This is a genomic window from Candidatus Roizmanbacteria bacterium (assembly GCA_016700135.1).
GTDB lineage: Bacteria > Patescibacteriota > Microgenomatia > UBA1406 > GWC2-37-13 > UBA1450.
Window position 1 is genome coordinate 320,564 of record CP065004.1, and the last position, 25,042, is coordinate 345,605.

Genomic DNA, 25,042 nt, shown 5'->3' on the forward strand with positions numbered 1-25,042 from the left:
TCTTTCGCAACTATGAAACGCTTTTTACCAATCACTATCCTGATTATCGCTTTGATTGCCGGATACTTTTTTCTAAACCGGAAAGCTGAATCGAATCCTTTCACATCGATAAAGGAAGTAATCGCGACACCTACTCCTGTATCGTTTGTCGAACTTACCATCCCCTACCTCCGAGAACGTTCCTACACAAGTACTCTCGGAGAAAGAACCTTATTTGAAAACAACGGATCATATGATTCGTACCTCACGTCGTATGACTCTGACGGGTTGAAAATCAACGGACTCCTCACAATACCGACAGGTGAAGAACCGGAGAACGGGTGGCCAGCCATCGTCTTTATTCACGGATATATTCCTCCCGCTCAGTATCAGACTACTGAAAAATATACTGATTACGTCAATTATCTCGCCAGAAACGGCTTTGTTGTTTTCAAAATTGATTTACGCGGACACGGAGACTCAGAAGGTACACCCGGCGGAGCATATTATTCATCCGATTATGTCATCGACACCCTCAATGCGTATGCAGCACTCCGGAACACGGATTTTGTAGATCCTGAGTCAATTGGCCTTTGGGGGCACAGTATGGCCGGAAATGTAATTCTGAGAAGTATGGCTGCACGGCCTGATATTCCCGCCGCAGTAATCTGGGCAGGCGCAGTATATACCTATGAAGACATGAGAAGATACGGAATAAGCGACAGCAGTTATGTCCCGCCGCCATCGGGATCTCCTACACGACAGACAAGAAGGCGTATTTTTGAAAAGGTCGGTGAATTTTCACCTGACAATGAATTCTGGAAACAGGTCGCAGCAACAAATTATCTTGATGATATTAAGGGATCATTGCAAATACATCATGCCGTAAACGATGATGTCGTCAGTATCGAATACAGCAGAAATCTGCTCAAAGTGGCGGAAGGTACCGGTTTTTCCGTAGAAGTAATTGAGCATCCGTCAGGCGGTCATAATATTTCCGATCCCGGTTTTAGTGAAGCCATGCAGGAAACGGTAACCTTTTTTTCCGAACATCTTCGATAGTTACCTACTCCAGAGGTTGGGGAATTGTTCTCCATAAAGGGCTGTAGCAAACCAGACAATGTTTTGAGTGTAATAGTTTTCCGGATCTTCCCAATACGAATGTTTCTTATTTTCGTACAACTTGCTGAGTATCTTTTCCGAATATATTTTTTCCGCTGTCTTCGGATCTTCGGCAAGAAAGTATCCGAGATTGCCTGCGTATGCGACTGCAGATTCATACTGATCCCATGGTTGTCCATCATGGGTGTATGAGACATACAGTTTACCGTTTCTGTTCCATTCTTCTCCCAAAAAGGCAAGTGATGAAAGGTACTCTTTTGCCTCAGGTCTGCCGAACCATTGATAGTCGAGTGCCACTCTCATCGGTACCCGGATGGCATTGTACCCGTATTCTATTCCCTCAGGACCCGGTTTCTCGGACGGACGCACTTCACGCGATGACCGGTCAAGAACGCACCATTCAGGCGGCAACACTTCTCTGCCTCCTGATAGTCCGAAACTGCACCGCTGCAAAAGGTCATAAGATGTATCAACTAAGGATCCCCAGTCATGGCTTTTATCAATTTGGGCAAATATTTCGTAATGAGACGGAGAAAGATATGAAGGATTAATAGTGGCAAACTGTGATCCTGACGCCCAATTCCCGGCAGTCATGTAGGGATCATCCCCGATAACTACTACCTCATGGTCCCAAATACCGTTTAGTACTTTCTCAGACTCGCTCAGATATGCCGGATCGTCCCACTGTTTATACGCAAATGCTAATGCCAGTGCAATATCAGCATCTGCATCAGAAGCTGTTCCTTTGTCATCTCCTTTCCTTTTAAAACTCCAGAGAAACAGATTTTCATCGGTTTGAAGCTGTCCTTTTGTCCATGAGTAGACCTGATCAAACGTTTTCTTATCATCCATAAGAACGGCCCGAAGAAGAGCATAGGATTGTCCTTCCGACGTTGTGTCCTTTGTCGCGGGATCAATCACACGACCTCCATGGATAAACTCATCCTTGTATGATGCCCATGTCGCCTGCAGTATCCGTTGGGGATATTCCGTACCCCAGATCTCGACACCCCATCCGTCACGCGAGAAAGTCGCAATCGGCCGGGAATTGGCAAGAGCTTCTCCGACAAACGGGAACACTCCGGTATTGACATCATTCAAAAGCTGCGGAGATATGAGAAAATAATCAATATTTCCGGGATTTCCTTTCAGAATATCCTGCTGGATTTCAGGGTCATACTCAACCTTCCAGTAATGGTGAGCTTCCGCAAAATTTCCGTTATTTTTTTCCATCAAATCTACAAATCCGTAATTATCCATCGTGTAAAAAGCATCCCGGTACTGTTTCGAGAGCATATACTCAATTGCTTCCATCTGCGGTTCCGTCTGATCGGAAAGATATAGCTTGTGACCGTCCCTCATGCTGAAGCTCAATATTACAAACACAATGGGCAAAACAATCATGAATGCCGCATTCGGAATCCATTTTATAGACTCTTTGGCTTTCACATTGCGGTAGAGCTCTTCTCCGAGATAGTATCCGGCATAGGCAATATTCATTGCAAAGAATGGGAAAAGCGGAATAATATAAAACTCAATGACGATACCGCCGCGGACCAGATAACCGATAAGCGATAACGTGAGTAATGAGAGAATTCGTGCAGCTTTTTGTCTGATCCCGATGATCAGATTCACGAGCGTAGTCCCAAATCCGAGCAGTATGATAACCGGATCTTCTCTCATCCAGATTCCGAAGTTGTGCCAGAAGGTACTTCCTGAAATATCGAATATACTTCCCCCATCCCGTTCCGCCTGAAAAATGAGAGTTTCAATAAGACTGACATGATTTGCTGATCCGAACATTCCTTCCGGGAACAATTCCCCTTTCAGCAGTGCATACAAAAAATAGAGAGAAACAACCAGTCCGACATAGCTGATCCATTTGATGACGGCAAATAAGCGATGATGCTTATGCACCTGAAGATACACAATGTACACAAACACGGGAAGCATAAATACGGATGTTTCTTTTGAAAGAAATGAAAACCCGAATGCTATGGCACTGAACATAATATTACGAAGCTTATTGTTGTAGTAAAGTAAAAAAGCAAGAGAAACAAGTACCCAGAATACCATGATATTATCGAGGAGAATTCTCCGCTGGAAATATATTGCAAGTGGAGAAAATGAGAATATGATGACACTCAAAGCGCTTGCTAAACGACTTCCTGACAACTTTTTCATTATGAAGTACACCAGGATGCTCGATGCCATATGCATAAGCAGCATAAAAACCCGGCCGAAATTTACGGAAAATCCGAAACTGAAAAAGTCAGGGATAATGGCATACCAACCTGCAAGCATCATCCAACCGAGAGGCGCATGATCATACCAGTAAGTGTAAGCATCCATTTGTCCCAGGTTTATCAGCGACCAGGCCCTTCCTAAATAGATTGCTTCATCATTTTCGTAGTATGGAAAATGAAACATATTGACGGCATGAGCTATCGCCCCTATGAGGACAACAAGAAGTACCAGTCTACTCTCCCTCCGGTTGAAAAATGATATGATACGACGCATAGGTTACTGAAAAAGATATTTTCGTACGGGTTCAGGTTTACGGTGAACGTTGAGATGCTGTGTTTTTTCCCAGGAAGAGGATCCCCTTCTGTGCCTGTAAAGTGCCCGTATAGCACTAATACTGAGAAGTATTTGATACGGTAAGAAAAAGAGTAACAATTTGAACGACGAAAAAATCGGATACCGAAGGCTGTATTTCCTGGTAAATTCAAACAATCCGATATTGAGTACAACAAGCTGTGAGATAAGTGTTAGGAGCGGTATGAATGTATAAACCGCAACATACACATCCAGTTTATAGGCAATTGCCGTATAGACCATGAAGGGAATAATCAGTATCGTCACGCTCTGAATAAACGGAATGAGAAGGACATAGGATGCCAGCAGTTTTTTTCTTCCCCCTCCGAGATACAGCCATTCACCTTTCAGAAAGATCTGCAGAAAGCCCTGAATCCATCTCGTCCGCTGTCTGATAAAATCCCGGACAGTATGAGGAGTTTCCTCCCGAGTCGCCAGTTTTTCATCATAGACTACCTGGAATTTGGCTCCTGCGGCACTCAGCCGAATACCGATATCAGCGTCTTCCGTGAGGCACTGTTCATCCCATCCGCCTACTTCATCAAGTATTTTTTTACGGAAAAATACCGTATTGCCACCCAAAGGGACAAGACCGTTATTTGCAAAAAAGTGAAGAGTAGATTTAAACCAGAAAAAATATTCAAGCACATTGAACGTCGCAAACCAGTGAGTGTCAAAATTCATCAACTGTACTCCCGATTGAACAACATCAATTTTCGGATCTTTCTGTACGACGGTATTGACCACTTTATAGATATCCTTATTGGGCTGATCTTCTGCATCGAAAATGACAACAACATCATTTTTCACATACGGTAGTGCGATGTTGAGTGCGTGTGGCTTGTTTATAGGTCCGTCCATAAATGTCACAAGCCGAATCTTATCGTTCTGCAGCTTGTTTATGACATGATGTACTTTTTCGATAGTACCGATGTCATCATACCGGCAGACAATAATAAGTTGTTTTTTTGTATCGTCATAATCAATCGCATTAATTGCGCGGATAGTATCGCCAATAACTTCTTTCTCATTCCGAGCCGGTAAAATGGCAGTGAAAGACAAATCGGAAGGAGCAAAACGGGCGGGAACTTTACTAGTGTGAATCCGATCCACATCTTCCCAGTAGTACAGCATGAGATAAATATTGAATATTCCCATCACGAGAACAATAGATGAGAAGCCAAAGAGAACAAGTGAGAGAAACTGAGTAAACGGGAACAGAAAATATAAAAATACTATCCCCGTGAGAAATAATCCGATAAATGATAGTATCAGATAGCTCGGCTTAATGAGTGTCAATCTCAGGTTCAGGCAATACAGAATGAATTCAACAATATCCGAAATCCGAAGTTTTGACGATCCGTATTCACGTTCTTTGAAGTGTATCGGGACCTCAGCTACTTTTGCCTTATGTTTAAAAGCATGGTGCAACAGTCCTACTAAAAAGACATATCCCTTCGCTCCGATATACCGCAGCTGAATCTTTTTAAGCAGATTTGCATTGATCGCCCGGTAGGCACTCGTACAGTCATTTACTTTTCGTAATCCTCCGATATAACGTGCTACCCGATTCCCGACTGCGCTGTTCAGCCTTCTGAGCCACGACCACTCGGTAGGCAGGGATCCTCCTTTAGTATATCTTGATCCGATTGCTATATCCTGGCCGTCAATCACCTGCTGCACGAGAAACGGAAGAATGTTCGGGTCATGGGAAAAATCCGCATCCATTCCGACTACAATATCCGCATTCAGCTTTTCCAATGCATGTTTATATCCCTTCATGTATGCAATACCGAGCCCTTCCTTTCGGCCGAGAATCAGATGAATATGTTCATTGTGCTGGGCAAGTCTTCTGACAACCGCACTCGTTCCGTCCGGGGAATTATCATCTACAACAAGGACATCAAGTCCGTGAGAATCAAAACATTTCTTCTGCTCAAAAATATTACCGATCAGTTTTTCAATGTTATCCCGTTCATTGAAGGTTGGGACTACCACAACAACTTTTTGCTCTTGTTTGTTCATATAAAAAAAAGACGCATATAATCATGCGAAGACTCACTATATATGTACCAAATACGTAATTTGGTAAGAGAAAAGTGAAGATGTGGTAAGGGATATCCGCCAAAAAATTGATACAATACTGTCATGACAGACGTACGGATAGAATCCTCATGGAAGGAAGCGCTCCGTGAAGAATTCATTCAGGAATACTTCCGGGATTTGTCTTCATTTGTCCGCGAAGAGTATCTTTCAACAAATGTATATCCGCATCCGAAAAATGTCTTTCGGGCATTTGATCTTTGTCCTTTTGATAAAGTGAAAGTCGTAATTGTCGGACAGGATCCGTATCACGGAAAAGGTCAGGCAAACGGTCTCAGTTTTGCTGTTGATACATCTGTCCCGATTCCGCCTTCTCTGAAAAACATATTCAAAGAAATCCGATCCGATCTCGGGATCACTCCGAAAAACTCAGGTGACTTAAGCCGCTGGGCAAAACAGGGGGTGCTTATGCTCAATGCCGTTTTGACCGTAAGAGCGGGATCGCCGGCGTCACATAAAGGACACGGCTGGGAAGAATTTACCGACGCCGTGATCGCAAAACTGAATGATGAAAAAGAAAACATCGTCTATATGCTGTGGGGGAAATACGCTCAAGAAAAAGGAGCTTCTATAGATCGTGATCGGAATCTTGTTCTTTCATCAGGTCACCCCTCTCCGTACTCGGCACAGTTATTTCACGGGAATCATCATTTTTCCCGCTGCAACACATATTTGGCAGAACACGGAAAAGAGCCGATTGACTGGATTTAAAAATAGGCCTAGCGGTTATTTTATGTAAATCCTTAAAACCGCTTATAAACAAAAAACCGGCTTGAATTTGTTTCATGTTCAAAAAGTTTCATCTTCTTCTTGACAAGCTCATTGTTACGCTCTATTCTATATGTATGGCAAAATCATCCTTTTCTCAAACCCTGTCCCAACTTGAGGACACATTAGATGAATATTTCGGTAAGAAGGCACCTCAAATGCCCGACAATATCAAGGACCTTATCGTGAAATTCGCACCGTATCTCGTCATCCTGGGATTGTTGTTTACCATTCCCGGACTCCTTGCAGTTGTGGGAATCGGAGGATTTGCATCAATGATGGCGCCGTTTGGCGGCATAAATGCAATGCGTGCAGTTACCGGTATGTGGCTTGGGATCATCCTGATGATTCCGGTTGTGATCCTTGAAGCAATGGCACTTCCGGGGCTGTTTGCACAAACAAAGCAGGGATGGACGTATATGTATTGGGCATCGCTCGTTTCAATCGTTGCTAACGTGCTTCAGTTCAATCTGGTCGGCGCAGTCATCGGAGCACTTATCAGCTTTTACATTCTCTTTCAGATCAAAAATAAATACAAATAATCCCGGTTACGGCATCTCAAGGAAGTCATAGAACCACGGAAAGTGTGACGGACCGTAATATCCCCTGTCACGTTGCGGTAGCTGTGCCGCAATCTGCAGCATTACGAAATCCCGAGAAGGGATTTGTGCATTCCGGCTGAAGTCGTTGATTTCCCCTGCACTCATCGGAAATCCGAAAGTAATCGCTGCCTTATGAAATGGATTAACCGTTTTGTACTCGTGTCCGACAATTTTCTCAGTTCCTTCAAGTGAAATGGGAATGACCAGACTGTCCGGGGACTTCTTCATAAACAAATCTATACCTTTCTGTGCCGGTAAAAGCTGTGCAGTGGGACTGCGTGTTCCTTCCGGAGAAAGAGCAACGACACTTCCTTGTTCTCCCAAAGCACCCAGAATTGTTTCAATAACTCCGCGATGATTAGCGAACTTTTCCTCATCAGAATACTCGGTATCGTAGTGCTGAATAATCGGTAATAGCTCAGCATTGTATTTTTTTGCGACGTAATGCATGAGTTTCGCAGCCGTACCTCCCATTCGTCCGTCAAAGAACTTCATCGTAGCAGGTAATACTAACTTCGTAATGGATGATCCTCCCATCCTCCTCATCTCACGCATAACAACCAATGGATCAATGATTGACCGATGATTGAATGGCACAATCACAGAGCCTGATCGGAGCTGATCCAGAAAAACGGTCTGACAGTCGTCTCCGTACCGTTCAAGTCTGATACTGTGATCCACAAATTCGCCGAGCCCTTTTAAATGTAAAGGCACCTCTTCCAGTTCACGCATTGCCGAAATTATATCATGTCATTTCTTCCCTTTACTTTACCGGCTGTTCCCAGCGAAAGTCATGACCGAAATGGCCGTTCTGTGCTGTCCTTGAATAAATCGGATCGAACAGCTGCAGCTGCTCAATAATCCCAGGAACGGTCAGATCAAGAATCTGAACTGCACGTTCACGAATTTGGTGCGGAGAGCGTTTCTCCGTTCCGAACGTATCAATAGTGACATTGTCCGGCCGTTCCTGTCCGATGGTATATGACATAAATACCTGTGCTCTGTCAGCAAGTCCTTCTCTTACAAGATTACTGGCTACAAACCGCGCCCCGTATTTTGCGGAACGGTCTACTTTGGTCGGATCTTTGCCCGATAAGGCTCCTCCTCCGTGCGGGACTGCCCCTCCGTAAGTATCTACATCCAGTTTTCTTCCGACAACACCGGCATCTGCTAGCGGCCCCCAGGCGGAATCCCATCTGCCGGCACCGTTTATGATGACCGGACCTGATCCGTCGAGGAGTGCTTTCTCATTAATATTCAGTCCGAAATTGTATTGATCAAGAACGGGTACGATAATATTGTTGTAAAGCTGTAAACGAACATCGGAAAGTGAGATTTCTTTTTCATGCGAAGCTGCTAAGGTCACGTTTGTTACTTCAACAGGTTGTCCGTTTTCATACCTGAGTCCCACCTGACTTTTCCCGTCAGGTTTGAGCCAAGGTAACGCTCCGTTTTTTCTCGCCTCAGTCAAAGCATGAGTCAGATTATGAGCAATCTGGATCGGAAGCGGCATCAGGCTTGGATCCTCCACAGTCGCATAACCGAAAAATATTCCCTGATCTCCGGCACCTTTTGCTTCTCCCACACCGGCTGCAATATCAGCTGATTGCGTCGTTACATTCATAAAAAAGTGATCAAGAGCATGACTAAATCCGGCATCTGGATCATCGTATCCGATCTCCTGAATCACCCGCCGTGCTACCTCCTCATATCGCGGTTGTACTTTATGAGGTGCAGTTACCTCACCTGCCAGAACAAGCATACCTCCGGGGTATTTTCCATCGAGACTACCTTTTGCCAGGCCCTCAATCGCCACCCGTGCCTGATCGGGACGGACAAGCATCCAATCAGGATTTCCCTGCTCCTGCAACGCAAGTCTCGTGGTATGAGCTTGTGTCAAAATGTCGTCCAGAATGGCATCAGCAACACAGTCCATTACTTTATCAGGATGCCCCTCAGTAACCGATTCAGATACCCTGACTCCGTCTCGCCTCAAACCTGTATTTACATACCAGTTGGCAGGAACACTGCCGTGATAGACTTCTGTCATAAAGAAATTTAAAATAATAACGGCATAAAAAAAACCTCTCCTGGACAGAGAGGTTCATGATTATTTACCTGCTCTAAGCAAGTCGTATCCTTCCCTGGTCCAGGGTTGGGTGGAGCACCGTTGTCCGACAATTATCGGACTCGGTTGCTGGATGGATCAGCGAGCCAAATCTCTCCCCATCTCTCTCGATTTAAACGAAATTTACACAACCATTATATATCTCCGCACATTCTTGTCAATATCAAAGAAAGAGATCCTATTCCCACTTGCCGGAAAGCAGTGCTGTACTCGGATGTCTTGATGTATCAACTTTCAGTTTGGAAAAAATATCAGCAGATTTCATTGATTCCTCTTCATGTTCAGCCCGAATACCCAGTCTTCCGATATCTCCTCCTACTCCCACAAGTAATATCTGTGTACTTTTCTGGTTTAGGCTTTGGGTTACTGAAACGGGAGAATAATTGGAAAAAGGTGCATCAGGAGACGAAGGGCGGCGGTGGGCCGGTCGATGAAGCAGAATGTAGTTTCCTTCCTTTTCAATAGAAAACGATTTCTGCACTTCTCCGATGCGTTTGGGAAGTTCAAGTTTATACAGTAAATGAGAGTGATCTCTGTGTTTGAGAATCGCATAAATTCCTTCTCCGGCAGGACGGGATGCTCCTTTTTGCGGAGTCCCCTTTTGCTCTTTATATGTTTGAAATCCGCGTCCTCCTACCATTTGTACGAATCCCCAGGTCGTTTCGCGCCCGTCATTTACGATTGGCAGTTTTTTATTTCCCATCACGACATACCGTGCAGGACCGTCAAGCGGATCAAGCACAATAAAAAATCGTGAAACATCATCCATACCGGAAACCGTTTCTATCCCTTTTTTCGGTTTATAGAAAAAATAAATATCTCCCTGTTCAATAAATGTCAGATCAATTTTCCATTTTTGTATCATAATCAAGCCTCCGCAAAGCAGTATAGTATTTCTCCCTCAAGGAAATATGAAAGAAACGCGGTAAAACGGTAAGAGGGAGCTATAGAAAAATTTCTTCGTGTAAGTGAGGTAAGTGAATTTGGTCAATTCCCAGCTCCTTTTGTACCCGCTCTGAAAGTGCGTTTCTTGAAGGATCTTCTCCGTGGGTCAATATCACGTGCTTTACTTGTTTGATGTGCTTGAGCCAATCCATAAGCTGTTGCTGATCCGCATGCGAACTCATCGCATGTGTCGTATTTACGGAAGCACTGACTGAAATCATTTTTCCGTCAATGAGAACTTCGCGCTGGCCTTCCATAAGCTCCCGGCCGAGTGTTCCTTCCCCCTGATAGCCGACGATAAATATTCGGTTTTTCGAATGCGAAAGATAGTGAGCAGCATGTCCGACTATACGACCTCCTGACATCATGCCGCTTCCGGCAATAATGACTTTTGCATCGTTTTTAAAATAAAGCCCTCTACTCTCGCTTCTTTTGGCGATGATTTCAAGACCGTCGAATGCAAAAATGCCGCCGTTCTCGAGGTCTTCAGTGATATGAATATTGAACATTTCGGGATAATCCATATAGATCTGGGTCGCCTGATCGGCCATCGGACTGTCCAAAAACACCGGAGTACGCGCTTTTACTTTACCTTCTTTTTTCAGATGCATGATCATGTGAAGAATCTCCTGTGTCCTTTCGAGTGCAAAGGCCGGAATAAGGAGAGTGCCGCCTGACTGTTCTACAGCATTGATCTCTGCTTGAAGCATTGCAGTTGCATCTTCATCAGCATGCAATCTGTCTCCGTAGGTTGATTCCATGACTACAGCATCAGCATCATCGATAAATTCGGTAGTTTTCACAATATCTTCAGGATAATTCCCGAGATCACCGCTAAAGACAATTTTTTGGATTTCTGAATTCGGTCTCAGATCTTCTATCTCAAGTGTGGCAGATCCCAATATATGCCCGGCATCCCGCATTGTGACAACAAAATCTCCTATTCTCTCAGGAGCTCTGTACTCCATTGTCTTGAAGCGATCAATAGTTCTATATGCCAAATTTTTGTCGTAAAGTGCTTTTTTGTGGTCCTGTATTGCTATTTTTGCGCTGTCCAGCAAAGAAAGTTCCGTAAGGTCACGGGTTGGAGGGGTCATCCAGATTTTTCCTTTAAATCCGCGCGGGATCAAGATGGGAAGTCTGCCGCAATGATCAAGATGCGCATGTGTGAGGACTACACCGTCTAGTTTTGAACAGTTATATTCAAAAGGATTATTATTGAGTTTTTCGATATCAGGGGTTCCCTGAAACATCCCCAGATCAATAAGAATTGAATTCCCTGATCCGGACGTCAAGACATACGAAGAACCTGTAACCGTACCTGCGGCACCCAAGAATTTTATTTGCATCCTTTATTCTAACATCTCATTCCTTCCAGGGACTCATGAGCTGGAAATAATTACCGTCAGGGTCGGCAAATGTAGCAATCCACATTGCTTCGGGGTCAGAGGAGGATTCACCGTCTTCTGTCAGTCCATAGGACTCTTTGATAACTGTTGCACCCTCTATCCCCTTGATGCGGTCAAACTCTCCCTTAACATCCTTTGTCTCCAGGTTGAACATGACCCGACCGGGATCTTTAGCCTGTCCTTCCATTTTGGAATGGTGTCCGACACTAAAAAAACTTGCACCGACCGACCACCCTGACCATCCACCATCTTTCATATCCGGTTTTTTATCAAATACTTTCTCATAAAAAGCCGACATTATATCAGGCTGCATTGTTCCGACCATCATAGAATTAAGATTTAACATACATGAAATAGAAATAATAAAGTTGATTTATTGTAAAGGTATAAGTGTAAAGATTTTGTATGGAATCAGCAGATTAGCCTTTAAGGTACTTTTCCGAAAGAAGTTTGTACGGTTTGGAACGCATCGCAAGCAGGGTTACCACAAGCCCTATTGCTCCTGTCACGGTAAAAACAAGGGCGATCCCTCGCCCCGGCCCTACCCCGAACCAACCTCCGATCAGGTCTACGCCTCGTCCTGTCGTCATAAACGGAATGAAAACAAACTCTGCAAGCGGCCCGATCAGAAATGCAGTGAGAGGTGAAGCTGTCTGTTCTACACTCTGGGAAAAGCCGAATACCCGTCCCTGCCTCTCGGGAGGAACGACCTTTTGTATGATTGTCTGCTCTGATGCTTCAGCAAACGGAGAAAGCGTAATCCAGAGTGCCATTCCGCCCGCAAGCAGAAATACCCAAGGTTGTATGGTAAAAAACATCGCCACGGTCCACATCGCAATATTAGTGATAAACAATGTCCGTAACGGATTTTTGCCGAGACCTACTTTTGCAATAATCAGTCCTCCGAGTATAAATCCGAGACTTAAAAATCCCCACAAAATTCCCCATGTCTGTACTGAGACCAAAGTAAGTCCATAGGCATCCATAAGTGACATGAAAACTCCGCCCAGAAAGTTGTTAATCGTTGCAAAGAGGATAAGGGCAATAAGACCGGGAATATTTCGTATTACTTTGAAGGTTCCTTTAATATCAATTTTTTTCGGCTGATCTTCCAGATGAACGATTTTTTTCTCTGTCATCGGGATCAACATGAGATGTACCAATGCTAAAACCGTAAACCCGACAGCAAGATATAAAACCGCATGCATACCCCAATGCCCAGCACCAATCCGCTTGCAAAAGAAGTTACCGAAAATGCCACTCCCATCATGGAACCGACAAGACCGTTTGCCTTGTCATGTTTATCCTTTTCGACAAGAATCGTAACGGTTGTCGGAACGGTAATATTCCGGATATTACCGGCAATAACCCCGCTCATCAGGAGAAACATGAGTATCCACAATTCGATATTCCGTACTGAGTGAAATAACTCCTGCGGTGTCATACTGAAGTAAGCTAATCCCAGCAGGAAAAATATTCCTGTGGCAACGCTTGAGATCAGCATGGCACTTTTCTTTTTATGATGGTCCACGATCGAGCCAAACCAGAAACCGGTGGCAGCTGTTGCTACCAGATAGATACCGGCAAGGTATGATGTTGCAAGGACTGATTTTGTTTCCAAGTAAATCCAAAAGGTCAGTGCAAACCAGACAAAATTATTCGTAACACCGGCAATGAGTGAGTTGGCAAGAAGCCAATAAAAAGTTTTCACTTAAGAAGTATAACAAAAAAATATTGTATGACTGAGAGTATTCAAGCGTCTGAAATAAAGGGCTAAACCACAAATATGATTTTCCCTTCTTTGAGCATTGTACTCAATAATGATTACATTCCCTGACTGGGTTGAAGTATCCCGACGACATTCCCTTCCGTATCAAGAAAAGAGACATATTTCCCTACTCCCGGAATATCCATTATCTCCGTCTTGATCTCTCCTCCTGCTGCTTTTACCGCTTCGATACTTTCCTCAATATTTTCAACGGAAATAACTACATGGGGAGCACGGTTCAGTTCATCATCTTTATAATCGAAAAAACCGCCGTTGATTGTCCCGGGAGCACTGGGCATGCCGTTCTCACCAACCTCGCTGGTTGCGGCCATAACATAATCTCCCATTTCGGGTCCGAGTTGTTGCATCCCCCATCCGAATGCCTCAGAATAAAATTTGCTCACTCGGGCACGGTCTTTGGCGGGCATTTCAAAATGTACTACGGGATTTTTTTTCATAAGTCTCTAATAATTGGTAATTCTTTACAAATATCACGTTATTCATTTCCTTTATACGCTTTTTCCAGTTCAGAGATATCAAACTTTTTCATCTTCATAAATGCTTTTGTTACCCGTTCCATCTGTTCTTTACTTCCCTTCCCCATCATCTCATCCATGGCGGTCGGGACAATTTGCCAGGATACACCGAATTTGTCTTTGAGCCATCCGCACTGCTCTGCTTCCGGGACTGCTGAAAGCTTTTCCCAGTAATAATCAATTTCCTGCTGATCACGGCAGTTTACGATAAATGAAATCGCTTCATTAAAGGAAAATTTGTGATCATAGGCACTGTCTGAGATCATAAATACCTGTCCGTCCAGCGTAAATTCTGCGTGGTCAACCATCTTTTGACCCTCATCTTTTTCATTTCGATATACATGATCAATCGAGGAATTGTCAAAAATCTTCGTATAAAACTCCATTGCTTCTTCGGCTTTCCCGCAGACTTTTCCCACAAACATCAAAAACGGAGAAATTTTCTGCTTAACTGAGCTGTAATCATTGGGCACATTAAGCTGCCAAGATAAACCATATTTGTCCTGTACCCAAGCGAATTTTTTGCTGAATTCGTACGTATCAAGCGGCATAAGCTCCGTGCCGCCTTCCATAAGAGCTTTGTGTAGTTTTTTGATCTCTTCTTCCGTCTCACACTGTACAGAAATTGAGATTGACGGATTAAATTTAAAAATCGGGCCGGCGCTAATTGACATAAACGGCTCTCCCGAAAGAGTGAAAGAAACAATATCGCAGTCTCCTGACGGTGTATCGGTGATTCGGGATACGTGATCAATGCTTGATCCGGAAAATAAAGAAGTGTAGAACTCTGCTGCTTCTTTCGCCTGAGTATCAAACCAAAGATGTGTTCTTATTTTTTTCATTGTAATTCCTCCTTTTCCGGCATTTTACTGATATCCATAAAGAATACTTCCCATGTATGACCGTCCGGATCGTAAAAAGCCCGCCCATACATAAATCCGTAATCATAAGGGTCGCGCTGCTCTTTACCGCCGGCTTCAAGTACCTTTTCCATAAGAGTATCTACTTCTTCATGGCTTTCAACCTGAAATGCAGTTATTGACTCTATAACCTTTGATGTATCAGCAATTTCCTTTTTTACGAAACTGTTGAATTTCTCATGGGTCAGGAGCATGACATAATGTCCTTCACTAAGCACCAATCCTGCGGCCGTTTCATCAGTAAACTGTTCGTTAAACGTAAAACCGATTTTTTTAAAAAAATCCATTGAAACAGTCAGATTTTTTACCGGAAGATTTACAAAAATATTCGTCACCATACATATCCTGAACTAATAAAGAACTTTTATTATGGCAAATGAAATGTAAGAGAAAGATAAGAAAAAAAACTTACCATCGCTGTCCCTAAATATTTTCTTATCTAAACGATTAAGGAGTATTGACGATTAGGTCAATACTCCTTTTAAATTGCTCATTAAAACAACACTCAGTCAATGAATGTCAGCGCCACTCCAGTTTTATCCGCACGACCGGTACGGCCGATACGATGAATATAATCATCGTAGGTCTCCGGAAGTTCATAGTTGATGACATGAGACACATTATCAATATCTATTCCGCGTGAAGCGACGTCAGTTGCAAGCAGTATGCGTATACGATTCTGTTTAAAAGCATCAAGAGCACGCTGTCTTTGACTTTGTGACTTATTGCCGTGAATTGTCGCCGTTTCGAAACCGCGGTCTCGCAGCTGCTTATACAGGCGTTCCATACCGTGTTTGGTACGGCCGAATACCAGCACTTTGTCAAATCCCGGTTTGATCAGCAAATCATGCAGAACATCTACTTTATTCTGTCCTGAAATTCTGACGATGTCCTGATCGACATTGGTTGAGGCTTTTTGGCTGGCTACTTCAACCGTTATCGGATTGGTGAGAAACCGTGCTGCAACCATCTTTGCCTTTTGAGTCATCGTCGCCGAAAAGAAAAGTGAATGCCTTTTTTGAGGCAGTAACGAGATAATATGGGAAATATCATGAATAAATCCCATATCAAGCATTCTGTCTACTTCATCAAGCACGATTGTTTTGTACTGATCAAGATAAAGGGCGCGACGTTCCGTCAAATCTTTGATACGACCCGGTGTCCCTACCACAATGTTCGGATTCCGTCGGAGATCACGGATCTGCCGGCTGATTGATACTCCTCCGATGACAAGAGTGCTGAAGCATCTGGTGCCTTGTGCGAATGCTCTTGCTTCGTCCATGATCTGGAGTGCCAGTTCACGGGTCGGGGTAATAACGATCGCTTTCTGCTGCGGGTCATTGACTATCTTTTGAATGATCGGCAGCAAAAATGCTGCTGTTTTCCCGGTGCCCGTTGAGGCAAGACCGATCACATCACGACCTTCAAGAATTGTCGAAATAACCTGATCCTGAATAGGAGAAGGTGCCGTATATCCCTTGTTTGAAATATTTTTTTCAATAATCGGATGCAGTTTGAAATCTGCAAATGAATGAGTGGCAACATAATCGCGCTTGATTTGAGGCTCCGCTTTTTTAATAAGCATTTGCGGATCCACACTCATGTAGCGGATACGATTGCCAGTCTGTCTTGGGAAAGATGACTTTCCGCGGTTAATAAATTGTTTGTGTGATCCACGGGGACCACGAAATGAACGTCTTTGAAACGACATAAAAATAAATGGGTTACCTAAATTACTCAGTGAGGAAGACCTAAACCCAATTTGATATATGGAAGATCTCGCGTCTAAGGAGAAAAAGGTATCTGATAATGAAGATAGTATACCACATCGCAATCTAATACACAACTATAGGTTATTTCTTTTTGGCGGCCTTAGCTTCTGCTTTATTTTTTTTTGCATTGCTTATGCGCTCTTCTCGAATGGCTTCCTGGTCTTTCCTTCTTTTCACGGTCCGTTCCATATCTTTCTCTGATTCCTCGCGACAAACGGGATCAGAACATTTGTAGATCGATGTTGTGACCGGACTGTGCTGCATGGGAACTTTTTCCACAGTAACGCTCATCAGGAGCATGTTTTTGCCGCATTTATAGCACTTCCGGTTTGTTAGTTGGGGATATTTAGTTTTCAATATATCCTATTATAACGCAAAAAAAGCTATTTTTCACGGCAAAAGCAATCCTCTTCTCTTCATTTCCTCCAATATTTTCCCGTGCAAAGGGCGACACTGACAGTTTTTTACGTGTTCGCTATGCCATTGAATACGTTCATCAAGTGTGGGGTTTTTCGGCATCTTATGTGCCAGATGCCATTCCTTATTAATATTCATATTCGTTAGTATAACGTTTTTCCCGTCAAGGCGCTATGTTTTAAATATTGTCCTTTCCTCCGTTTCCTGATACTATCAAACTATGCCAAAACAGAAAAAAACCTCAAACCCTATGATCTCACTGAATACAGTTGTGGTCGTTTTTGTATCTTTCGTCATCGGTTTCGGACTTGGTGCAAAAGTAATGCAAACTCAGACAAAATCGGCAGAAAAAATGACGGAGCCGTCACCGACTCCTGTGACGGAGTACACATTGGAAGAAATTGCAAAGCACAATACAAAAGCGGACTGTTGGCAGGCAATTGACGGTACGGTCTATGACTTTACTTCATATATCGCATCTGATGAACACCCGGGCGGAGGGGCTATGATTAAAGATTGCGGGACCGATGCATCTGAAAATTTCGCCAATAAGCCGCCGCACTCTGAATATGCGCGTTCACTTCTTCCCGACTATGAAATCGGAAAGCTGAAATAATGTCATATCTGAAGACGGGACCAGGCCTCATACACGAGGTATGCCGGCCATACGATGGATTTTACGATCCCCCACAGAATCTGTGAGAATCCGTCGGCATACTGGATGTTGTAAATAAGAGATCCGATGAAGCCGAATCCGTACACCGCTCCGCTTGAAGATTTGCACATGCATACAGTATAGTCCTGGTGACAACCCTTGTAAATAAACTTCGGTGAGCCGCTCAAATAGATATAGCATTCTCCGTACAATCAATGGTATCCTTATAGATAGCCGTATGTTCAAAGGAACCCTCAAAAAAACGCTTCTTTTGGTAATTGTTTTCATTATCGGAATCGGAATCTTTCTCTTCGGATCTCCTCATTTGGATGATTTCCTGAACGAAAAAAAAGACATTATCAACACCATCTCGCTTAAACTTCAGATTGTTGAATCAATCCAATCTTCCGATCAACCGGAAATGCGACAATCTGCTGATGTAACAATGAATAAGTATGTCCTCATGAAGCAGAACTTCTGTAAAAAACGGTATTTCTATCTGAAATCTGAATGTGAATTGAGAGAACTGAACAAATCAAGTCTCAATGCTCTTAACTCTTTACTCGAAGCGGGAATCCAGGAGATTGTTGAGATACAAAACAGTGGTAGCTAACAGTTCAACTGTTTTCTACATGTTTTTTAAAGTTGTCCATAATCGCCTGCCAACCCTGCTGTTGAAGCTCACGTGAGTTCTCAGATTCAGGATCAAAGGTCTCTGTGACTTTTACGCCATCAGGAACTGTCTCAAAAATGACAGAGACATGTCGACCGTCATCCATGTCATATTCTATCCGTCCATGTTCTTCTACCTCGGTATATTCTCCCGTAAAGTCAAAACTGGTACTTTTATCTTTTGCTGCCATCACCGTTTTGAATTTCCCGCCAACCCGAACATCATTTTCGGCAGAAGGAGCCTCCCAGTCATCGGAAGCAAATGCCCAACGTGTAATATGATCAGGCTCTGTCCAGTAGTTCCAGACTTTATCCATAGGAGCGTTGATGATTGTTTGTACGGTGATTGGTTGAGTATCCATAGTAATTCGATTGTAACAAAGGGTTTGTAAAGGTTACGTAAGGAGTTGTATCCAATTTCAAACACTCAATCCATCAATTTCTTTTACTGCCAGCTGGAGTCTTTCCTGCTCATTTCCTTTAACTACTATATACTTTTTCTTTTCCTTTGTTAGTTCATCGATAAAGCGTTCATGCATCCAGTGACGGCTGTCTTCCCCTACACGGATCTCATCCTGTGAAAACGGAGTATCCGGATCAGTGAGAATGTAGAGGTGATAATTTCTGTCTTTGTACTGTTTTTGAACGTCTTCAGATACGGTTCCCAGATATTTTTCATGCCATATCCCCGTCGCAAACGCATCGGTGTCACAAATCAGAACATCATTTGCATCTTTTTCCAGAGCATCTTCAAATGCATTTTGTTGTTTTGCAATATGCACAAACTCCCATGTTTCCCATTCTTCCTGTTTTGCATAGATACGACCTTCGGTATATGTCCTTCCATACTCCGGCACCCAGCATGTTTGGTAATGTTTGGCAAGAGCGACAGCAAGCGTCGTTTTGCCTGTGGATTCAGCGCCTACAATAGAGATTTTTTGATCATATGAGGTTACTTAAACACCCGGAAGGAGTGCTCCTTTATGCAGATAAATTTCCGTTGCAAGAAAAAGGATATACATACCAAGCAGTGCCAATCCCTCAAGACGGGTGATGGTGTTTTTTGTTCTCGCGAAGTAGAAAAAGGCAAACAGACCTACGATGAGGAATAACAGACTCACAAGGTAACTGTTTGTAAGCTGTACTGGTTTGCCATATAGGAGCGTCAAAATACCGAAAAGAAACGTATTAAAGGCGGCTGATCCGACATAATCACCGAATGCTACCTGATTGTTCGGAATGAAAACTGACCGTACGACAAACGATAGTTCCGGAATATTCGTTCCTACCGCAATAAGAAGGAGACTGATAAAGAAAGGTGACACATTCATAAGTTGTGAGAAATATACCGTTTGATTAACAATGAACCGGCTTGCTACAAAGATGATCGCAAGCCCAAACAATATTCGCAGAATCTCTTTTCCGACACGAATGGAAGACTTTGCATTAATTGATTTAATTTTTTCTAAAAGACTTCGTTTCGTCTGGATGACAACGATCAGGATTGCAAAGAGGACAAGTGCGATATATGCGTCCGTTTGTCCCACTCTTCCGTCCATTGCGACTATGACAGGTAATGCTATCACAACAAGGGATGCCGGCAGATTGAAACCGCGGAATTCTGGTTGAATCCTTATTTTGTTGCCCGTTATGGCAAGGAGCGGAATAATAAGCATGAATATGACAATCGTCGCTCCGATCAGATTTCCGACATAAATTTCCGGATCATTTTCGAAAATTGAGTTTATCCCGACTGATAATTCTCCGATTGATGTGAAGCACCCCAATACTACAAATGATACGACAAAGGATGAGACACGAAGAATTTTAGAAAGCCTTTCCACAGAACCGATTGCAAGGCCTGAACCGATCCATATGCCGACAAAGGATAATGCGTAAATGATGATATGAGACAGCATAGTATAAGCCTAGCAAAAGACAAAAGGTTTTTCTACTCAGGAAGGTAATTTGACGGAAATGCTTATCAATTTTTCTGTCTGAATAAATCTTAAACGTGACAGATACATCATTTACGAAGGAATAATCCTCTCTCTCTTAATCGCTCTTTTAATAACCGGAGTGCCCTCGGTCCGAATCCGTGAAGTTCCAGGAGTTGTTCCTCTGTATAGTTTGTAAGTTGTGAAAGCTGAGTAATCCCGATACTGTCTAACGCTCGGAATGCGGGTGCTCCGATTTTAGGAAATTCTTCACCGTATTTTTCAGACATTTCGTTTTGAGAACAGATCGGACAGACAGGACATGAACTCGTTTTTTCGAATGTATGCCCGTTTTTGCAGGTCTGAATTGCCATGAAAAAAGTATACCAAAAAGCTGCTGAACTTCATCAATTTATTTCACGAGGAAGACCAAATGTGTTATGTCCAACAATGAAGATTATTGTCCGTACCTTTTTTTGAGCGTATCACCCGGCTTTACCTCACTGTTTGCTCTAATACCGCCGCCGGATTCATCCCAGGTTTCTTTATTTGATTCCCAACTGCCACCCGTGTCCGTAACATAGGATCTATAATCTGCTTCGTTATAAAATGCCATTTTGACACTCCCCATATTTCCGCTATCATATTTGACTAAATCATAATACACATAGACAATTCTGCCGTTTTCATCTGTTGTTTTGACATCAGGTTCTCCTAATTTTTCAGTCACTAGGGCAATATTTTTGAAATCACCGTCTTCGTCCATTTCGTTGTACTCACTTATGGGCATTGCATCACCACCTGATTGTGAATCTCCTTCTTTTGAACCGGACTTTTTGTACAAAAAACCCCAGGGAGCAATTCCCCCCATATATTTTTCTCCGGGTTGTATTACTTCGTCGCCTATACGCATTTCGGTTAATAAGAGGTCATTCTCTCCAACCTTAAATTCGAAATAACCCTTCGATTCATCCTCCCCGAATATTTTGATTCGATCACCTTCCTGTGTCCATTTTTTAAAGTTACCGCCGTTTACCGTACCGTCCTCATTCAAAACAAAATCAAACTCAATTCTTTGTTTTTCTTCATTTCCTCCTGATATACTCTCCACCGTCCCTTCCCATGCTGTATTCGCTAGACTTTTTTTCTCTGACTTTTTTTCGGATTCTTCAACGGATTTAGTGTTGACTTCACTTTCTTTCTTTCCTTTATTTTCATTAGACGAACTTACCAAAAACTCTTTCACCTCTTCTTCCGTCATCGGCTCATATTTTTTGTTAAGGCTTTGCAACCACGCCTCAACCTCAGCTTTTTCTATTTCGGCAACCGTCACTGTTCCCGGGTATTTGGCCTGGCGGATACGTTGAAACGGGGGGTGGTACTCAAAAGTAGTCAAATCAACACCGACGACTTTTCCTTCCTGTGCGGTTTCCCTAAACTGTTCCAGTCCGACCATGACGCTATCGAACTTTCCGTATGCATTACCGAGATTACCTGGAACATTGGTTATCGTTATGACACTGGCGATAGGTTCCGTCACGGTTCTGACATCTTTCACGATAGAAGAGATTTTGTTTCTATCACCGAATGCTATTTGTGCTCCGTCCTCTGTAACTTCCAAAGCAAGATCCACACCCACAACAACTGTTCCTGCTTGAGCTATCGTACCGGCAGCAGCAAGCCCTGCCGTGCCACCGGTCAAGACTACACCCCCCACAAAACCGACAACCTTGCAGCCGTCTTTGACCACGATCGCTTTATGTTCCAGATTTTCAAATGCGTCTCCCTCTTCAATAAAAACTTCCGCAGTTGTTTCATCTTGAGCTTGATTTAAAATGAGCTGAGCCCGTTTGGCATCTACTCCCAAGTGCTTGGCGAGCGTTGCAATACCTTTAAATTTCGGCGCTTTGTCATAGATATCCGTAACTTCTTTTGAAGTATACGCATAAACAGTACCGATCAGTCGCCGATTTACCGCCAGTTCGTCTGCCTTTTTGCCGGCTGTTGTTTCCATTTCATGTACTTGCTTTTCCAAATCACTCCAATCGTGTATCAAAGCAGTCATCTCGTCGTCCCAGGTCTGATAGTCGGGATAGTTTTCGGCATTTATGAGGAGATTGTCTGTACGATTGCGCAACCACAGGTACTCTTTTGATAGATCATACGTCGATTCTAAAATCTGCTGTTCTGTCTTGTTTGAATAAAAGAAAATAAAATACCCTGCGATGATAATCGCGATGAAGAGAGAAATAAAGAGAAGAATTTTTAAGGCTCTAGACTAGCAGAGTAGTGCTAAACTAGAGGTATGGTTTGTAACAATAGGCCGATATCAAAATACAAGAGAAAAAAGATACTATGGTGTTTTGCACACGATCTGAGTGCTACACAGACCTCTGGTATTTTGGGTCTCAACCGCAATACAGTCAACAAATATTACAATAATATTCGTCAACTCATATATCATCACCAAGTGCACCAGATGCAACGATATGTTGGTGGTGAGATAGAAATTGATGAATCATACTTTGGACCTCGAAGGATGAGAGGCAAGTCAAGTAAAAGAGGTCGTGGGACGTCATTTAAGCAGGTAGTATTTGGGATATATGAGCGTCAAGGACGTGTATTTACTCGTATCATTCCAAACTGTAAAAGAAGAACGCTACATGCTGTTATGAAGGGAAAGATTGACTTGAACAGTACTGTATATTCAGATTCGTGGAGCGGATACAACGGACTTGTTGATGTCGGGTATGACAAACATTTGAGAATCAATCACAAGAAAAATGAGTTCTCAAATACAAAAGGGGTCCATATCAATGGCATAGAGTCATTCTGGTCCTTTTGTAAAAGACGTCTCGTTAAGTTCAATGGTGTAAAGAAAAACTTTCCATTACACTTGAAAGAGTGTGAATGGAGATGGAGCAAATCCCCATCGATCCTTTACAATGAACTATTACAAATTGTTAATGTGCTAGTCTAGAGCCATGTAAATTAATTTTCCCATTCTTTACATTATAGCGGGTGATTTCTTGTTATTTAGGTTTTGAAATAAAAAAGAGTTGGCTCGAACGATGGTATGTTTTCAGAAGAACAGACTGGGCAACTGAGCTGGAATACCCTGAATTTACCAACAAGGAAGTCAACCGTTTTCTTAACTTCTAAGCCTTACTCCTTACAGCAATCAATCGCTTTTTGCACCAACTGACCCAGCTTCTCAAAGATGCCTGTCGAACCTTTAACTGAAGGCTTTGGATCTTCGCTGACAAAAGCAACCTCTTTTGAATCGGTATGCTTTATGTCCTTGGTCTGCACTAAGCCCAGATTTAATCCCCAGAACAAGCTATAAAGCTGGTAGGACTTCTGGAACATATCCTCAGCATCACCTTTGTCACCCTTGGTAAGCGCCTTTGTGCCAACCTCCATAAAACGCATCGAGGCAGCCAGTAAGTGTTTACTGATACACCAGACCTCTCCCTCATAGTCTTTGATAATCCGCTTCAAGGTGCTTTTTCGCATCTCTCGAATCTCGTTTAAAAGATCAAGATATTTAGGATCTTTGGTTTTGTTGTAGGAAAAGAAGAAATGCTCCTCCATTGAAATTAGGTTCATAATACCAATAGAAAGATCTTCGTCTGATGAAAGATCGAGTTTTTCTCCCCTCTCCATCTTTTTAACCTTGTCCATAAACTCGTTAATGTCAGGCTGAATTTGTTTGTTTTTCATAGTTTCACCTCCTTTAACTGGTAATAAGATAAAAGACAAAACTGGCAAGCGACAAGAGAAACACTGGGATAATCACTTTTTGATAGTAAACATACACCTTGCCACCATTAGTTGTTCTCAGCCACTTATCCAGCCAGACACCGCCAAGAAAAATAACTGAGCCAATCACTGTTCCCAGTAACACCTTATCAACTCCCCATAAGGTGTTGCCAGGAAGACCAATCATCTTGCTCCAATACAAGGGCGGTATGACAAACAAAAAGAATAGCCCAACAGAAACTGCCTCTTTATATGGCACTTTCCACCCTTTCTTACCAATCCAATCAGCAAGCCATAAACCGCTGGATAGAATCAGCCCGCCAACCCAAATACCCGTCACACTATCATCAATACCAATCCAGCGAGAAATACCAAGTCCCGCTCCTACCGCTACCGTGCAGACAGGACAGACCGCATGAGCCTGCGTAACTGTCATCAGGAAAGCTATGAGCATGGCAAACACACTTAAAAGCAGTTTCATCATTCAGCCTCCTTTCCAGACTCGGTTGCCTCATTACTGCCAGACAAACCAGCTTTATCGCTTAAATAGCCAACAATATCAGGCGTGCCAATAAGACACTTGCCTTCAGGAGTAAAAAGAAACGGCACACCGATTGAAGAGGTGTCCAGACCGCAGCTTTCTGCCGCTTGGGACAACTCCAGAGAATTGGCTCGGTTGTCATACACTTCTTTTTTAACAACTTCAATTTTCTCTTCAATCTTATTCTCCTGCATCCATTTCTCAACATCGGCGCAGTGCGGGCAGGTATTACCATAGAAGAAAATAGGCATTTGGATGCTGAGAGCGGGAGTCGCTGAAGAAGCAGCCCCTGAAGGCTGCTGTGTGGCTTGTGTGTCAGCTTTTCTGCCCTTACTACCTAAAACCACTGCAGTAAGCAGACCAACGATAACCAGGATGATAGCGATAGTAAAAATAGCTTGTTTCATA

28 protein-coding genes and 1 pseudogene are annotated in these 25,042 nt (G+C 43.1%); 6 read left to right on the plus strand and 23 right to left on the minus strand.

What is annotated here, in order from left to right; genetic code table 11:
• Positions 1–12: 12 nt before the first annotated feature.
• On the plus strand, positions 13–1,041 hold the full coding sequence (locus IPM65_01830; protein ID QQS44319.1) for an alpha/beta fold hydrolase: 1,029 nt from the start codon (positions 13–15) through the stop codon (positions 1,039–1,041).
• Here the strand turns inward: IPM65_01830 and IPM65_01835 are convergent, their stop codons facing one another.
• Both IPM65_01835 and IPM65_01840 read right to left on the minus strand, forming a co-directional pair.
• Positions 1,042–3,621 (minus strand): glycosyltransferase family 39 protein, encoded by a 2,580-nt coding sequence (locus IPM65_01835; GenBank protein QQS44320.1) that lies wholly within the window; start codon positions 3,619–3,621, stop codon positions 1,042–1,044. It lies immediately after the preceding gene.
• Positions 3,622–3,624: 3 nt separating this feature from the next.
• Complete coding sequence (locus IPM65_01840; GenBank protein ID QQS44321.1) at positions 3,625–5,724, minus strand: glycosyltransferase; 2,100 nt, start codon at positions 5,722–5,724, stop codon at positions 3,625–3,627.
• A 123-nt stretch (positions 5,725–5,847) separates the two neighbouring features.
• Between IPM65_01840 and IPM65_01845 the strand changes: the two genes are divergently transcribed.
• Positions 5,848–6,513, plus strand: a complete 666-nt coding sequence (locus IPM65_01845; GenBank protein QQS44322.1) for a uracil-DNA glycosylase — start codon at positions 5,848–5,850, stop codon at positions 6,511–6,513.
• Positions 6,514–6,647: 134 nt separating this feature from the next.
• Positions 6,648–7,112: a hypothetical protein gene (locus IPM65_01850; protein QQS44323.1), complete on the plus strand. Its 465-nt coding sequence runs from the start codon at positions 6,648–6,650 to the stop codon at positions 7,110–7,112.
• 6 nt (positions 7,113–7,118) lie between these two features.
• On the opposite strand, the gene IPM65_01855 is transcribed toward IPM65_01850, so the two are convergent.
• The 12 genes and pseudogenes from IPM65_01855 to IPM65_01910 all read right to left on the minus strand — a co-directional run bounded on the left by IPM65_01855 (position 7,119) and on the right by IPM65_01910 (position 17,205).
• Complete coding sequence (locus IPM65_01855; GenBank protein ID QQS44324.1) at positions 7,119–7,904, minus strand: 1-acyl-sn-glycerol-3-phosphate acyltransferase; 786 nt, start codon at positions 7,902–7,904, stop codon at positions 7,119–7,121.
• A gap of 31 nt (positions 7,905–7,935) precedes the next feature.
• Entirely contained in the window at positions 7,936–9,222 is a 1,287-nt protein-coding gene (locus IPM65_01860) for a methionine adenosyltransferase (protein ID QQS44325.1), read from the minus strand.
• A gap of 256 nt (positions 9,223–9,478) precedes the next feature.
• Positions 9,479–10,165 (minus strand): hypothetical protein, encoded by a 687-nt coding sequence (locus tag IPM65_01865; GenBank protein QQS44326.1) that lies wholly within the window; start codon positions 10,163–10,165, stop codon positions 9,479–9,481.
• A 79-nt stretch (positions 10,166–10,244) separates the two neighbouring features.
• Positions 10,245–11,594, minus strand: a complete 1,350-nt coding sequence (locus IPM65_01870) for an MBL fold metallo-hydrolase (GenBank protein ID QQS44327.1) — start codon at positions 11,592–11,594, stop codon at positions 10,245–10,247.
• A gap of 16 nt (positions 11,595–11,610) precedes the next feature.
• Positions 11,611–12,000: a hypothetical protein gene (locus IPM65_01875; GenBank protein ID QQS44328.1), complete on the minus strand. Its 390-nt coding sequence runs from the start codon at positions 11,998–12,000 to the stop codon at positions 11,611–11,613.
• Between the two features lie 73 nt (positions 12,001–12,073).
• Positions 12,074–13,365 (minus strand): annotated as a pseudogene (locus IPM65_01880) (MFS transporter).
• A gap of 113 nt (positions 13,366–13,478) precedes the next feature.
• On the minus strand, positions 13,479–13,880 hold the full coding sequence (locus IPM65_01885; protein QQS44329.1) for a VOC family protein: 402 nt from the start codon (positions 13,878–13,880) through the stop codon (positions 13,479–13,481).
• A 38-nt stretch (positions 13,881–13,918) separates the two neighbouring features.
• On the minus strand, positions 13,919–14,800 hold the full coding sequence (locus IPM65_01890) for a VOC family protein (GenBank protein QQS44330.1): 882 nt from the start codon (positions 14,798–14,800) through the stop codon (positions 13,919–13,921).
• A complete protein-coding gene (locus IPM65_01895) occupies positions 14,797–15,216 on the minus strand; it encodes a VOC family protein (GenBank protein ID QQS44331.1) in 420 nt (139 codons plus the stop codon). The genes IPM65_01890 and IPM65_01895 overlap by 4 nt, the downstream gene beginning before the upstream one ends.
• A gap of 167 nt (positions 15,217–15,383) precedes the next feature.
• A complete protein-coding gene (locus IPM65_01900; GenBank protein ID QQS44332.1) occupies positions 15,384–16,481 on the minus strand; it encodes a DEAD/DEAH box helicase in 1,098 nt (365 codons plus the stop codon).
• A 250-nt stretch (positions 16,482–16,731) separates the two neighbouring features.
• Positions 16,732–17,007 carry a hypothetical protein gene (locus tag IPM65_01905; protein QQS44333.1) on the minus strand — a complete coding sequence of 92 codons (276 nt, stop codon included), beginning with the start codon at positions 17,005–17,007 and terminating at the stop codon, positions 16,732–16,734.
• A 33-nt stretch (positions 17,008–17,040) separates the two neighbouring features.
• Positions 17,041–17,205 carry a hypothetical protein gene (locus tag IPM65_01910; GenBank protein QQS44334.1) on the minus strand — a complete coding sequence of 55 codons (165 nt, stop codon included), beginning with the start codon at positions 17,203–17,205 and terminating at the stop codon, positions 17,041–17,043.
• Between the two features lie 82 nt (positions 17,206–17,287).
• Here IPM65_01910 and IPM65_01915 point away from each other — a divergent pair, with 82 nt between their 5' ends.
• On the plus strand, positions 17,288–17,683 hold the full coding sequence (locus tag IPM65_01915; protein QQS44335.1) for a cytochrome b5 domain-containing protein: 396 nt from the start codon (positions 17,288–17,290) through the stop codon (positions 17,681–17,683).
• Between the two features lie 2 nt (positions 17,684–17,685).
• On the opposite strand, the gene IPM65_01920 is transcribed toward IPM65_01915, so the two are convergent.
• Positions 17,686–17,853, minus strand: a complete 168-nt coding sequence (locus IPM65_01920; protein ID QQS44336.1) for a hypothetical protein — start codon at positions 17,851–17,853, stop codon at positions 17,686–17,688.
• Between the two features lie 107 nt (positions 17,854–17,960).
• Here IPM65_01920 and IPM65_01925 point away from each other — a divergent pair, with 107 nt between their 5' ends.
• Complete coding sequence (locus tag IPM65_01925) at positions 17,961–18,335, plus strand: hypothetical protein (protein QQS44337.1); 375 nt, start codon at positions 17,961–17,963, stop codon at positions 18,333–18,335.
• A 4-nt stretch (positions 18,336–18,339) separates the two neighbouring features.
• On the opposite strand, the gene IPM65_01930 is transcribed toward IPM65_01925, so the two are convergent.
• The 5 genes from IPM65_01930 to IPM65_01950 all read right to left on the minus strand — a co-directional run bounded on the left by IPM65_01930 (position 18,340) and on the right by IPM65_01950 (position 22,468).
• Positions 18,340–18,756: an SRPBCC family protein gene (locus IPM65_01930; protein QQS44338.1), complete on the minus strand. Its 417-nt coding sequence runs from the start codon at positions 18,754–18,756 to the stop codon at positions 18,340–18,342.
• 57 nt (positions 18,757–18,813) lie between these two features.
• The gene (locus IPM65_01935; GenBank protein ID QQS44710.1) at positions 18,814–19,329 is read right to left on the minus strand and encodes an ATP-binding protein; all 516 of its coding nucleotides are present in this window, start codon (positions 19,327–19,329) and stop codon (positions 18,814–18,816) included.
• A 21-nt stretch (positions 19,330–19,350) separates the two neighbouring features.
• Positions 19,351–20,313, minus strand: coding sequence for a hypothetical protein (locus IPM65_01940; protein ID QQS44339.1), 963 nt, complete (start codon positions 20,311–20,313; stop codon positions 19,351–19,353).
• Between the two features lie 107 nt (positions 20,314–20,420).
• Positions 20,421–20,705, minus strand: a complete 285-nt coding sequence (locus tag IPM65_01945) for a hypothetical protein (GenBank protein QQS44340.1) — start codon at positions 20,703–20,705, stop codon at positions 20,421–20,423.
• A gap of 83 nt (positions 20,706–20,788) precedes the next feature.
• Positions 20,789–22,468: a hypothetical protein gene (locus IPM65_01950; GenBank protein ID QQS44341.1), complete on the minus strand. Its 1,680-nt coding sequence runs from the start codon at positions 22,466–22,468 to the stop codon at positions 20,789–20,791.
• Positions 22,469–22,636: 168 nt separating this feature from the next.
• Here IPM65_01950 and IPM65_01955 point away from each other — a divergent pair, with 168 nt between their 5' ends.
• The gene (locus tag IPM65_01955; GenBank protein ID QQS44342.1) at positions 22,637–23,311 is read left to right on the plus strand and encodes an IS1595 family transposase; all 675 of its coding nucleotides are present in this window, start codon (positions 22,637–22,639) and stop codon (positions 23,309–23,311) included.
• A 185-nt stretch (positions 23,312–23,496) separates the two neighbouring features.
• Here IPM65_01955 and IPM65_01960 read toward each other — a convergent pair whose 3' ends face one another.
• From IPM65_01960 to IPM65_01970, 3 genes are read right to left on the minus strand one after another with little or no spacing between them, the layout of a single operon-like run.
• On the minus strand, positions 23,497–24,054 hold the full coding sequence (locus tag IPM65_01960; protein ID QQS44343.1) for a hypothetical protein: 558 nt from the start codon (positions 24,052–24,054) through the stop codon (positions 23,497–23,499).
• A 13-nt stretch (positions 24,055–24,067) separates the two neighbouring features.
• Positions 24,068–24,574 (minus strand): hypothetical protein, encoded by a 507-nt coding sequence (locus IPM65_01965; protein ID QQS44344.1) that lies wholly within the window; start codon positions 24,572–24,574, stop codon positions 24,068–24,070.
• Positions 24,574–25,041 (minus strand): hypothetical protein, encoded by a 468-nt coding sequence (locus IPM65_01970; GenBank protein ID QQS44345.1) that lies wholly within the window; start codon positions 25,039–25,041, stop codon positions 24,574–24,576. Before IPM65_01970 ends, IPM65_01965 begins: the two co-directional genes overlap by 1 nt.
• Position 25,042 lies beyond the last annotated feature (1 nt).